The organism is Vibrio sp. B183, assembly GCF_000740665.1.
Taxonomy (GTDB): Bacteria; Pseudomonadota; Gammaproteobacteria; order Enterobacterales; family Vibrionaceae; genus Vibrio; species Vibrio coralliilyticus.
In genome coordinates, this window is sequence record NZ_JPQB01000016.1 from 46,319 (window position 1) to 59,130 (window position 12,812).

Here is a 12,812-nt window from a genome sequence, read left to right on the forward strand (position 1 = left end):
GTGAATTCACCAGCCTTTTTTACTTCTCAACCTGCCAAAAGTCTGAAATCCCGGAAACACCGTGCGCACCGTAGCTTTGTGCATGTTCTACCTTATGGATACTTTGCCCACCGAGGGCAAAGGTTGGCATGTAGGCCAATTTGGATAGCTCCGCAAAGCGCTGCCAACCAATCGGTGTGGCATCAGGATGAGAGTTCGTCGCTTCCACTGGCGAAATAGTAATGAAGTCACACCCCGCTTGATTCGCCAGCTCAATCTCCCGCTCATTGTGGCACGATGCCGCCAGATACTGCGCGCCGCTGTGACGAATCGACTGAATCAAAGCCAAATCTGAGAGGTCTTTCGACGTAAGGTGCACGCCATAAAAAGGAGCTACATCCGAGCCGTCATAGGAAGCAGAATTGACCAAAACAATCCCTTTCACATAGGGGCCAATTACTTGCTTTAGAGATGATAAACTGTGCGACTTCGCTCTGAGCTGACATAAACCGCCAGCGCTTTGCAAAGCAAGTAATTGCGCCAACTCATCTAGGCTCGTCTCATTACGGGTAATGGCGTACTTTGCAGGTAACAACATTGGCGTCTCTTTTCTCTCATCAAATTTTGCGAAACAGCCGAAATGTTACTACTTGTTCGTTTTGGTTTCACTATCATCTGAGTCAGCCACATAAACCTACTCGCAAGCTCAGACAATATCTCAATCAGCTATGTTATTCTCAAAGTCGTTTTTGGTTAGAGTTTGGAGTACTTTATTTATGTCCATCAAAGCGTTGAAAACCTTACGGGCGATTATTGCCCACGGCAGTTTTTCTGCAGCAGGTGACAAAATAGGTTTAACGCAGGCGGCGGTCAGTACCCAAATGAAACAACTTGAAACGGAACTTGATACCAAGCTGTTTGAGAAGATCGGTCGCAACTTGGTTCTAACTCGTGATGGCGAAAAAGTCATGCAACGAGCGGAGCAAATTTTATCAATGTATGATTCTCTCGGCGACGGTTTAGGTCAAAACGGCCTCTACAGCGGCGAGCTACTGTTAGGGGCAGTATTTAGCGTTCAGGTTGGCGCTCTTGGCCCTGCCCTAGCTTCAATTCGTCGGCAATATCCCAAGCTCTCGATTAAAGTATCTCGAGGTATGTCAGTCGATTTGGCTGAGCGGGTTGAGACCGGAGAATTGGACGCGGTTTTAATTACTGAACCACAACGGAAGATACCGACTGGTTTTAGCTGGACGACAATAGAGCAAGAACCTTTTTACGTTGTCGCTCATAAGGATACAGCCGAAACTTCCGATAGCGATTTACTCAAAAACCACCCATTTATAAAGCTGGACGCGCGAGCTTGGGCTGGCACTATGATTGATAACGAATTCAAACGTAGGAATTTGATCACAGATACTGTGATGGAACTGGATTCCCTCCAAGCGTCGTTGATCATGGTGCAGGAAAAACTGGGAGTTACCGTTATGGCTTTAGGAGAAGCCAGAGCGAACAAGCTAAGAGAAGAATACAAACTCGTTCCCTTTGGTGTACCAAGGCTGCACCGCAATATGGGGTTGTACCAGAGAGAACATCACAGCAGAAAAGAGCTAGTTCAAGTCTTGCTCGATGAGTTGTTACCCATAAATTAATTTTACGTTTTTGTTAAAAATCCATAATTATTTTCTCACCTTCTTTCTTTGTACTCTTGAATGAAGAAAGGAGAAAAATATGTCAGTTGCTATCTCGGCCTTACTGCAGGTCATGTTCATCATATTATTAGGTTATTTGATTCGTCGCTTAATGCGTTTTAACGATTCATTCTGGGACGAATTGGCCAAGTTGACCTATTTTCTCCTCACTCCTGCTTTATTAATCTACTCGCTTGGCAACAAGCCATTGGATGATCTGCCATGGTTCAGCATTGCCAGCGTCTTGGTTGTCGTCCTTCTTACCTGCAGTGTTTTACTCATCGTCTGGCAACGCTATGTGCGCTCTGTTGACTCAGCGTCTTTTACGTCAATATTTCAAGGAGGCGTGCGCTTTAATAGTTTTGTGGCGTTGGCCATCGTCTACAACTTGTTTGGGGAGTCTGGCATCGTTGCCGCCGCTATATCGATGTCAGTAATCATCATCACCGTAAACGTGCTGTGTCTTTTGGTGTTTTCTTTTTATGGTCAGGAAGTGAAAAGCTGGAAATCGATATTTATCAGCCTATCGCGCAATCCCCTTATTCTTGGTTGCGTGATTGGATTAACGATTAATCTAAGCCCGCTGTCTCTACCCGATGAAATCAATGTAACCCTTGGTTTGTTAGGCAAATGTGCACTACCGTTAGCACTGCTTGCCATTGGCGCTGCCCTGAAAACAGACCGCAATGAATCATTCAAAGAAATGGTCGTCGTTGCTTCTGTGATGCAGCTGCTTATTAAACCAGCAATGACTTTTGTGTTCGCGCTTTCGCTTGGGCTTGAAGGCATGATACTCGCGATTGTTACCATCATGATGGCAGTTCCCACCGCCCCTTCCGCTTACATTCTTGCAAAACAGCTCGGCGGTAACAGCCACGCTATGGCATCTATCATTGCTCACCAGACTTTTCTCGCCATCTTTACACTGCCTGTAACGTTTTATATTCTAAGCACTTATGGATAAAGAATTGTTATCCCTTAAAGCCAAGTGGTCGTACCTCTAATTATAAAATTTCAATCAAAAGCCGAAGATCACCGAGTTCATTTTCGTTAATGTAGTTAATACATCCCCAAGCCTCGGCTATGTCTGTTCAAAGATGACCCGGTGCGTTCAACATCGTTAAGTGGAGGTTTCTATGCAAGTCAAACTACTTAAACGTCTCATCAAAGACAAAATCTTTGGTAATACTTCTAATACTGCGCGCGGTGTTCAGGTTGCACAAATGGCGGATGCTCGCATGGGCGCCATGTACATGTTAGCGAGTACAGAAATTACTAAAGTTGCCAAAATTTCGAATGCACACTTTTTTAGTGCATTTGTTGTAGGCACCGAACCCTTCACAGACTTCAAAGATGCTGCCATGGGCCTACTCAACAACACTGAGACCATGACTAAGCTCAAAAATAGCAAAGCAGCGAAAAAGATTTCGAAAGCCGCTTCAAAAGTCGCGGAAGTCACTACTTCAATGAAGAATGGTATCAAAGACCTTTTGTCTGATTTTTTCCGCACCTTGCTCAACAAAGTCAGCCATGTTTATGGTGATTTACTGCATGGTCTGGAGTGGCTAGCCGAGGTTGGGAGCTGGCTGATCAGTAAATTTGCCGGTAATTTCGCGGATCTGATTCCTGGTTGGGGGCATGTAAGAAGTGCTTCTTCTCTTTATTCAGCAGTCAAAAAGTCAGTTCTGAAATCAAAAGACCTCATTACTCAAATCTATAAAGGTCGTGGTGTCGAGCTACTGGGCGGCCACCCTAGCATTATATCCAAAGCGTTGGCTCGCCACTCTGCAACTGGCGCTCTAGGTGGCATCAAAAGTGTTGCGCTTAGCGTCGCTGGGATCGCGGGAGCCACTGCCGCCGGCATTGGTTCTATCATCAGCCTTATCGTGGCTGTTTTAGAACGTATTATCAAATTGGTCGACTTTTTTGTTCAGCGCGCCCTTCTCGACAAAGTCCTCAAACGTGCGAAAAAAGAGTGGCACAATCGCACCGCCAATGGCAGCTTGGTCAGTGATCACAAGATGTTTTCTGAGTGGTTTCAGAGTGCGGTGGTGACTACTCCAATTGTTGCCGCACTCGTTATGGGCAGTGGTTTTGTCGGCCACCCAATGAAGTTTGCACAATTGCTTACGCCTAAGTTAGATGCTGTTTCTCAGGGCGAGTATGATAAAGCCGTAGTTTACATTGATAAGCTTAAATCACTCTCCACCAAATACGTTCAGGAGTACGTCGGCAGTTACAAAATTGATTTCTCCAGCACCGATGGCGTGGTTAACGCTCGACTGAATGAACTCAAGGAGGGTAAAGGCATACTGGATGGACACGAATTCGCAGTGAAACCCGCCGCGGTAAAACCAGCAGTCGCCTCCCGCAGTTCATTGGCGAAAAGCAATCTCTCACTCTCACAACTTGCGTCTTTACATGGCATGCCACCATTGGATGTGTGATTGAATGAAAAAGCCAAGGTTTTAACCTTGGCTTTTTCAGTATTAGACCAGCTCTCCGGCACCCTGCCTTGAACGTTCGCTATTCTCGACCAGAAACACAGTCGCGGTCTGCTTTAGTAATTCCCATTCTTCGTCTTCAACGAAAATACCCTCTCGCCATGAGGACTGCTGTGCATCGACGAGCTCCTTAGCATCAACATACACGTTGTAGCCTTGCGAACTAGCACTGACATCAAAATCACTTACCGCTAATTCAATCGTCATCGAGTGATAACTTTCTAACGAACCACGGCTCTCCTCTGAGAAATACAGTTCCGGTGCAATTTGGCCTCGATTTAACACGTACAATACATTTTTAGGGCTGGTTCCATTGGTCCAGCGGGCACGACACGCGATACCTTTAGCTGCCAGCTTCACTAACTCGCTATACGCCAGCCAACGGTTATGGCACTGCTTAAGCTCAATAGTAATGGTTTTAGACTGGGCCATTTTCTCCAGCGCAAAGTCCAACACGGCAGGTAAGTGACAAGCCACACTGCTATTGTGCAAATCCACCTCTAGGCTCTCATCAGAACGTTGTGAAATCGACACCGCGCAGTCAGAGTCTAAACCGAGAAAACGGCTGGCATTATTAAATTGACGAACACCATGCAGCCCTGCCATTTGTAAATCGGCCACCATATTGGCAATAACGTCCGCTTCACCACACAAACGACGTGCGCCTAAGAACGCTTTATTGACTGCTGCAACCAGCTCATTGTGTGACACGATCATAATGCGTTTCCCCCTTGGACCTTGTTCGACTGACGACTCTGGATCTCACTTTCGCTTGGCATCAAAGGGAAAATCCAATTATCGTTGTGCTGTTCTGAGCCGATTTCGTCCAGCAAAGGTGCACCTTGAAAGAAGGTCACCCGTACCCAGCGATCTGAGCGGGGATCAAATTTCGTCGCACCAAAGAAAGACAGCTTACAGCGCAGCAAGTGCATAGGCAGTGCATCTTGGCGTAACACATTCATCTGAATATCGCCCATCTGGCGATGCCCCAAGGTCCAGACTCGACGCGCCACAGAGCGATATTGAGGATGTTGTAATAGAAACTGAGCCAGTGACATCTCACACGGCTGTTGAGAGACTGCGTTAAACAGGCGGTTGACCTGACGACCGATATCAAGCGGCAGCTCTCGGTCTTCACCGGATTCCTCTCCGCGAACCCCAAGTCTCGGTTCTTCTTTATCCTGAGAGCGATACCAGAACCAATAGTTGTTTTCTGCCAGCGAGTAATCGGCGTCAATCGCCCAGCGATACTTATCGTTTAACACACTAAGCAAATCACCAACACTTTTGCCGGTAGCAACAAACAACGTTTCGTCGGTGTTCATCTGCTCTTCAAAACCGTTAACTAGTTCTGGGTAAAGCTCAATCAAACAAGAAGTGACAATCTCTTGAGTTTCCAAACTGTAGGTCGTCAAACCCTCCATAACACTCTGCCAGTTGGGCTGCTGTGAGGTGATGTTCGCCAGATCTTTATGAATAATAGTAAGCTCAGCAATCGCCTGTTGATTCAACGTATCCTGATGCGGATTGATGGTCACTACCTGCTCTAAATGTTTGATGGCTTTATTCAATAGCTGACTCAAAGGTTCAAGCATCTCCGAATCGCATGGGCTTGCTAGAACCTGCGCTAAAGCACTTTCACGGGCCGTCATCCATTGATCAACGATACATGGGTGATTAATCAAATAAGGCGCCATGCCCAACCCAGTGGCATTGCCGACGCCAAGATAGCGTTGTAGCCCTCGGTCTAGCTCGACTGCATTTTCACCACCTTGCTGACGTGCAAGGTAATGCACCCAATCGAGACTGAACTCACGTAGCAGGTACACAGCACACATCTGCGCACTGAAGGACAGACTGAAGTCCGGATTGTTCTCCAGTAGCTTGAAGTCCGCAATCCCAAACTTACCGTTGCCATACACGGCTGTTGTTCTAAGGATATAACCCACCTGTGCCAGCTCTTCGCCTTGTGGTTGAAGGCCTTTAGCCAGCGCCGAGACAATATGTTCGAACACTCGTACACTTTTATTTGCTCTTGCCAACACCAGCACATTGTTTGGATTGCGCCCTGCTTCCTGAAGCGGAACATTGGCACGCAACTGTTCAAGCAAACTCACATCAACATCACCGTAAACCAAGGCAAATGTGACATCCCACCTTTCCGCGATGACTCTGTCATTGCGCTCTTCGTCTGCAATCTGATCACAAAACACCACGAGATGATAAACATGGTGCGGGGTGTTAAGTCGGTAAATGACATGGCCAAACCCTTGCGGGCAAAGTTGCCAATCATGACGGCTCACCTGCCATTGTTGTCTAGCCATTTTACGAATCAGACTGCGTACAAAACTGATTCGATTTTGGTGCATAGCTCCTAGCCTTTCTGGCTCCATGACCACCTCTGCATTACGCAGCGATGTTTCAGTGTAAGTAGAACGATGTGCATCCATTTTGCTCACCACCTGTTGTTATTGTAAGAATGGTTGGAGTGTGCGGACAATTTCCGCACACTGTTCACGTTATTAGTTGTTAATAAGTAGTCACTAGTACCCTTGTGCCTTCGCCATCTTGATTGCGATTTGTGGCGCATTCCAAAGTGATGGCAGCAGTATCAATGACACCGGAACCGCAGTGATCACGATAAAAGACTGCAATGCGGAGATTCCGCCTGAACCCAGTGAAATCAGAATCAGCGCTGTCACACCCATGGCGACACCCCAGAATGTGCGAACGATGGCATTAGGCTCGGTTTCTCCACTGATCACCACGCTGATGGTGTACGTCATAGAGTCACCGGTTGTAACGATGAAGATCGTCGTCAGGATAAGGAACAGCACCGACACCACCATAGGTAACGGTAGTTGTTGAGTAACCGCCAATAGCGCACCTGGCAGGTTGAAACCTTCGAAAGCTTTACTGACACTGCCCGGCTCGGCAATTTCAAATGCCAGACCAGAACCACCAACAATAGTGAACCAAAAGCAAGTCGCCAGTGGTGCCACAATGCTAATAGTCGAGATTAACTGGCGGATACTGCGACCGCGGGAAATGCGCGCAATAAAGATTGCCATCATAGGTCCATAGCCAAGGAACCATCCCCAGAAAAAGACCGTCCACCAGCTAAGCCAGCCTTCATCCCCACGATAAGTCGCCATTGGGATGAAGTTATCGAGCATGCTGCCCACACCCTGAATGTAGCCGTTGAAGATAAAGTTCGTTGGGCCAAATAGAAGAATGTAGATCATCAGGGCGATAGCCAAAATTACGTTGTAACGGCTAAGCATCTGCATCCCACGATTCAAACCACTCAGAGCGGACAAAGTATAAAGTGCGATGGCAAACAGAATAATGATCAGCTGAGTGGTAAAGCCATCGGGAATATCAAACAATGCGTTTAACGCGTAGCTAACCTGTAGACCTAGAAAGCCGATTGGACCTATCGTCCCTGCAGCAACCGCGATGATGCAGCACGCATCAATGATCGCACCCGTATGACCTTTTAATGAACGTTCACCAAGAACCGGATAGAGAAGAATACGAGGTTTCAGCGGCAGACCTTTATCGTAATGAAGATGCATCACTACAATGGCGGTAAGGCTGCCAACAATGGCCCATGCAAGGAATCCCCAGTGCATAAAGGATTGCGACAGTGAGTTAACGGCTAACTGTTGAGGGTTATCTTGTGGGCCGTAGAGTGGTGGTGGGCTAACGTAATGGGCAATTGGCTCTGCCGCAGCCCAGAACACACCACCACCAGCGAGTAAGGTACAGAAAATGATCGCAGTCCAGCGGAAAGTATCCATTTCGGGTTTGGTTGTGCCACCGAGTATCACCTTACCTGTTCGCCCTGCAGCGAGCCCAAGGCCAATAAGAAAGGTGAGAAGCAGTAGCAACTGCCAATAGGGACCAAACACTTTCACTGACCAGCCAAATCCTGCATTGACCAGATTAGACAGCAGTTCGCCATCATAGAGCGCTAAAGCAACAAACAGAGCGATGAACCCACCGCTATACCAGAAAGCGGGATTGCTCAGCCCAAGCTTGTCAGGCGAATTTTCATTGGCAGAGGTATTGTGCTTAGCCTGTGATTTGTCAGATGCCATGTTCATTGCGGCAGCTTTCATGCTATTGGTTAAATCAGACATATGCTGACTCCAGAAGTTTTTCGGTAGTGGCCATCAGGCCAGCTACACGAGTGTATTCAACGACCCACCTTGTTTTAGTTGTAGTGGTGGGCTGCTCCATGTTTGGGTTAAGGTTTATGAAATAGGCTCAAGTCCTTCTTTCAAGAAGTTAAACCAGTTATCACCCAGTATTTGTCCCGCCTCGGACTCACTGAATCCATGGCGAATTAATCCGTTGTAGATGTTCTCCATCCCTTTGCTTCCGCTAAACCACGGCAGCGCATCCGGCCAGCCCGAATTGCTTGCAGAGCCTTCGCCATAATCCATCGCCTTAGACCAGCGCCCATTGCGCATCCACTCCAACACTTGTTGTGGTTGGTTGAGGCATAGATCGCTGCCAATACCAAGGTGTTCAACACCGAATAGCTCGGCCGTTTTCGCCACCATCTGGCAGAAGTCTTCTAGTGAACATTGGCTGCCGTTTGGCAAGTGAAATGGGTAGAGGCTGAAGCCAATCAAGCCACCACGCTCGGTCAGCGCTTTAATCACTGTGTTGGATTTGTTACGAAGCGCATCGTGAGCAAAGCTCGGGTTCGCATGGCTAATGCAAATCGGGCGGGAAGAAAGGTCAATCGCTTCCAGCGTCGAACGTTCCGCGCTGTGGGACATATCAATGATCATCCCCACTAGGTTCATTTCCGCGATGGCTTGCTTACCAAAGCGAGTAATGCCCGTATCGTTCGCCTCGTAGCATCCGGTCGCAAGCAAACTTTGGTTGTTATAGGTCAGCTGCATAATCAGCAAACCTTGGCGGCGCATCACCTCAATAAGGCCAATTTCATCGTCAATTGGCGAGCAGTTTTGCGCACCAAAGAAGATACCGACCTTGCCTTGTCGCTTAGCGGTTTCCACATCGGCCATTGAGTAGATGGGCATGATGAGATCGGAGTTTTGTTCAAAACGTAAATTCCACTCAGCAAATCGGCTCAGGGTTTCACGTGCATTTTCGTGATAAACAATGGTCGCATGTACTGCGGTGATTCCACTGGCCTTGAGAGTTTGGAAATACTCTCTGTCCCAGTTGCAGTACTGAAGTCCATCAATGATGATTCGTTGTTGGTACATAACCATTCCTCAATAATTCTTAGAACCGCTCTATGTCGGGCAGCGCAGCGGCTGCCCAATGCAGACTTAGTACGGACGTTGATAGGCCGTTTTCACTACGGTGTAGAACTCTTTGGCATACTGACCCTGCTCGCGAGGACCAAAGCTAGACTCTTTACGGCCACCAAATGGAACGTGGTAGTCTGTCCCTGCGGTTGGTAGGTTGACCATCACACAGCCGGTTTGCGCTTGTTGTTTGAAGATGGCACTCGTGCGCAGGCTTTGCGTCACAATCCCGCCAGTCAGACCAAAGCGAGTATCGTTGGTGACGGCAATCGCTTCATCCAAGTCAGCAACTCGAATCACGCTCGCCATTGGCGCAAACACTTCTTCCTGATTCACTTCCCAGCTGTTTTGCGTGTTGAGGAATAACGTTGGCGACATGTAGTAGCCATCGTGTTTGAGGTTCAAACGCTCGCCACCAAACGCTAGTTCAGCACCACTTTGACGCGCTTTTTCAATCCACTCGAAGTTTGCCTCTAGCTGATTGCCATCGACGACAGGGCCCATAAAGATGCCTTCTTCCAACGCATGGCCTACCTTAAGTTCGCTCATGCGTTTGATCAGCGCTTCTACGTAAGCGTCATGGATCCCGTCCATCACCACTAAACGTGAAGAGGCTGTACACTTCTGACCCGCGCCGGAGAATGAACCCGCGATGGTTGCTTCAACTGCAATTTGAATGTCTGCATCATCGGCAACAACTAGGGCGTTTTTGCTGCCCATTTCAAGCTGGCAGCGAACAAAGTTTGGTGCTGTTGCCGCCGCCACTTTGCGCCCTGTATCGACGGAGCCAGTAAAGCTCACACCATTCACGTCTGTTGAATTAATCAGTGTGTTACCAACTTGAGAACCGCTACCCAATACCAAGTTAAATGTGCCTGCTGGCAACCCTTGGCGATGAATAATTTCAGTCAGTGCAACGGCACTGGCTGGCGTCAAGTTGGCAGGTTTCCAAACAACGCTGTTACCAAATGCCAGCGCTGGCGCTATCTTCCAAGCAGCGGTTGCAGTCGGGAAGTTCCAAGGAGAAATAATGGCGATAACGCCTACGGCTTCGCGAGTCACTTCAACAGAAACCCCTGGACGGACGGAGGCAGCGTTATCGCCAATCTGACGCAACACTTCAGCAGCGAAATATTGGAAGAACTGGCCTGCACGGTAGATTTCACCGCGACCTTCAGCAAACGGCTTACCTTCTTCACTCGATAGTAACTTTCCTAGCTCATCGCAACGGGCAATCAGTTCATCACCAATCGCTTGCAGTACTGCCTGCTTGCGCTCGATGGGTGTTTTTTCCCACTCAGGTTGAGCCTGCTTAGCCGCCTGAATAGCTTGTTGAACCTGAGCTTCACTCGCCTGAGCAAAATCACCCAGATTCTCGCTGATGTCGGATGGGTTAATGTTGGCAACGGTATTGATGCCTGACTGCCATTCGCCGCCAATATAAAGCGATTTTTCGGCTTGAACGTTGTTTAATGATGTCATGATTGCTTCCTTTGTTCTTGCTGACGGCTTTACTCGCCATCAGGCTGTTATTCGTAATAAGGGGTTACTGGTCTTGGCTCGCTGAAGCGTAAACGACAAACTCCACCAACATCTCTTCTCTTGCCAGGCCAGCAACGACCATGGCAGCGCGATTTGGGTACGGCGCGTTGAAGTACTCGGCGTAAACTTGATTAACCGTTTTGAGATATTCGCGGTCAGTCACGTAAATCAGCACTTGTAGAACAGAGTCCAGTGACTCGCCTGCGCATTCTAGGGTGTGCACCAAGTTGTTAAATGTCTGACGGGTTTGCGCTTCGATACCCCCTTCCACGACAGTACCAGTGGCATCAATCGGGATTTGCGCGGTATAGAGAGTGCCATTATTAACAATCGCCCATTCCAGAGGAGCCTTAGAGGCGAACAGTGATGTTTTGACTGGGTGTTTTTGAGTTTGAGTATTCACGTGCCTTCAACCTTTTGTAACAAAATTGTTTCGCAATAGTTAAATCTTGCACTTTGACAGACGATAAATCGAACGGTAAATTTCTTACATTCGATAAAAAAAACTTATCACCTTACTGAGACTATGGTGAATAAAGGGATGGTAAGGAGTCCGAGTTGAGCATTAAATTTCAACAATTAAAGCATTTTGTGATGGTGGTCGAAGAAGGCGGTTTTCGCGCAGCATCACATCGCGCCAACCGTTCTCAGGCCGCATTATCCACATCAATAAAAGAGCTGGAAAAGATATTGGGACAAGCATTATTCGAAGCGGGTAACAAAGCCAAGTTAACCCCATTTGGTGAAATCTGCTTGCCGAAGATCGTTCAGTTTCTCAATATCTACACAGCGCTAGACAATGATTTGCGAGCTGCTGCAGCCGGCCAGCAAGGAAGGGTAAAAATTGCCAGTGTGCCCTCTGTCGCCGCTAAACTCATTCCGAGCGTTTTAGGGGCATTCTGCGAGCAACACCCAAACGTAGAAGTCAGTTTGATCGATGACAATGCCGCAGGGGTCGAAGCGAGATTACTCTCTGGCGAGGTTGATTTAGCACTGGGAAACCCGTCTCATCTCGATGATGACAACATGACGTTCACGCCTTTATTATCGGATCCGATTGGTGTGGTGTGTTTGAGTGATAATCCGATTGCGACTAGCCGAGAAGGCATTGAGTGGCAAACATTGCTCAAGCAGCCATTTATTCGTAACGGGACCTGCACTTTGCTTGATCCGACGCCTGCCCGAGCTCTAAGTCAGCAAGCCCTCTACTCGGTAGAGAACATTACCTCGCTGTTTTCCGTATTAGAACTGGGCATCGGTGTCACAACCCTGCCGAAATTGGCCTTCCCTACCAATGAAACCAAATTGGTATGGATACCACTTATCGACCCGCCATTGGAAAGACAAATCGGTATCTTCACGCTCAGCGACCGCACTATTTCTCCGCAGGCACAAGCGTTTCACGATTTATGTGTGGAGTACTTAAACTATCAGGATGATGAGAGTCGGGGGTGATTGTTTGATCTAAAAACAAACCCCGCCAAAATCAGCGGGGCCAGAACTAAAACCATTTTGGCTGGTTGAGTGTCAGCCAGTGGGATATACGCCGTGCTACTTCGTCTGGCCGCTCCATGCTGGAGAGATGGCCGCAGTTTGGTAATACGTGCAGTGTCACATCTGGGATGTGCTTGAAAAGCTTCTAGGCCGACATTGAGCGCCATTTGCTCGATTCTCGCCGTCAGAATCAACCCCGACATCAACACCTCAGGCGCTATCCATTGAGGCAGTAGTTTTGTCATGTTGCACTTCTTACAGCAAGGCTTTTTCCTTTTATGACTACGTACCTATTTATGTTAGGCTTGCTG

12 protein-coding genes are annotated in these 12,812 nt (G+C 47.9%); 4 read left to right on the plus strand and 8 right to left on the minus strand.

Going from position 1 to position 12,812, the window contains the following annotated elements; genetic code table 11:
• Nucleotides 1–19: 19 nt before the first annotated feature.
• On the minus strand, nucleotides 20–577 hold the full coding sequence (locus tag IX95_RS18545) for a thiamine phosphate synthase (protein WP_081885462.1): 558 nt from the start codon (nucleotides 575–577) through the stop codon (nucleotides 20–22).
• A 178-nt stretch (nucleotides 578–755) separates the two neighbouring features.
• Here IX95_RS18545 and IX95_RS18550 point away from each other — a divergent pair, with 178 nt between their 5' ends.
• The 3 genes from IX95_RS18550 to IX95_RS18560 all read left to right on the plus strand — a co-directional run bounded on the left by IX95_RS18550 (nucleotide 756) and on the right by IX95_RS18560 (nucleotide 4,114).
• Nucleotides 756–1,628, plus strand: coding sequence for a LysR family transcriptional regulator (locus IX95_RS18550; protein ID WP_038162928.1), 873 nt, complete (start codon nucleotides 756–758; stop codon nucleotides 1,626–1,628).
• Between the two features lie 79 nt (nucleotides 1,629–1,707).
• Entirely contained in the window at nucleotides 1,708–2,631 is a 924-nt protein-coding gene (locus IX95_RS18555; RefSeq protein WP_038162930.1) for an AEC family transporter, read from the plus strand.
• Nucleotides 2,632–2,803: 172 nt separating this feature from the next.
• Nucleotides 2,804–4,114, plus strand: coding sequence for a hypothetical protein (locus tag IX95_RS18560; RefSeq protein ID WP_038162932.1), 1,311 nt, complete (start codon nucleotides 2,804–2,806; stop codon nucleotides 4,112–4,114).
• 42 nt (nucleotides 4,115–4,156) lie between these two features.
• Here IX95_RS18560 and IX95_RS18565 read toward each other — a convergent pair whose 3' ends face one another.
• The 6 genes from IX95_RS18565 to IX95_RS18590 form a co-directional block, all read right to left on the minus strand.
• Nucleotides 4,157–4,888, minus strand: coding sequence for a DUF3726 domain-containing protein (locus IX95_RS18565; RefSeq protein ID WP_038162935.1), 732 nt, complete (start codon nucleotides 4,886–4,888; stop codon nucleotides 4,157–4,159).
• Nucleotides 4,885–6,621: a hypothetical protein gene (locus IX95_RS18570; RefSeq protein ID WP_038162937.1), complete on the minus strand. Its 1,737-nt coding sequence runs from the start codon at nucleotides 6,619–6,621 to the stop codon at nucleotides 4,885–4,887. Before IX95_RS18570 ends, IX95_RS18565 begins: the two co-directional genes overlap by 4 nt.
• A 93-nt stretch (nucleotides 6,622–6,714) precedes the next feature.
• Nucleotides 6,715–8,316, minus strand: a complete 1,602-nt coding sequence (locus IX95_RS18575; RefSeq protein WP_038162941.1) for a BCCT family transporter — start codon at nucleotides 8,314–8,316, stop codon at nucleotides 6,715–6,717.
• A gap of 114 nt (nucleotides 8,317–8,430) precedes the next feature.
• Nucleotides 8,431–9,420: a membrane dipeptidase gene (locus IX95_RS18580; protein ID WP_038162944.1), complete on the minus strand. Its 990-nt coding sequence runs from the start codon at nucleotides 9,418–9,420 to the stop codon at nucleotides 8,431–8,433.
• Nucleotides 9,421–9,486: 66 nt separating this feature from the next.
• Entirely contained in the window at nucleotides 9,487–10,947 is a 1,461-nt protein-coding gene (locus tag IX95_RS18585) for an aldehyde dehydrogenase family protein (RefSeq protein ID WP_038162947.1), read from the minus strand.
• Nucleotides 10,948–11,011: 64 nt separating this feature from the next.
• On the minus strand, nucleotides 11,012–11,410 hold the full coding sequence (locus IX95_RS18590; protein ID WP_006962603.1) for a RidA family protein: 399 nt from the start codon (nucleotides 11,408–11,410) through the stop codon (nucleotides 11,012–11,014).
• A gap of 155 nt (nucleotides 11,411–11,565) precedes the next feature.
• Between IX95_RS18590 and IX95_RS18595 the strand changes: the two genes are divergently transcribed.
• On the plus strand, nucleotides 11,566–12,462 hold the full coding sequence (locus tag IX95_RS18595; RefSeq protein ID WP_038162950.1) for a LysR family transcriptional regulator: 897 nt from the start codon (nucleotides 11,566–11,568) through the stop codon (nucleotides 12,460–12,462).
• Here IX95_RS18595 and IX95_RS27085 read toward each other — a convergent pair.
• Nucleotides 12,438–12,746 (minus strand): hypothetical protein, encoded by a 309-nt coding sequence (locus tag IX95_RS27085; RefSeq protein WP_436411198.1) that lies wholly within the window; start codon nucleotides 12,744–12,746, stop codon nucleotides 12,438–12,440. The two genes, IX95_RS18595 and IX95_RS27085, sit on opposite strands and share 25 nt — an antisense overlap.
• Between the last annotated feature and the right edge of the window lie 66 nt (nucleotides 12,747–12,812).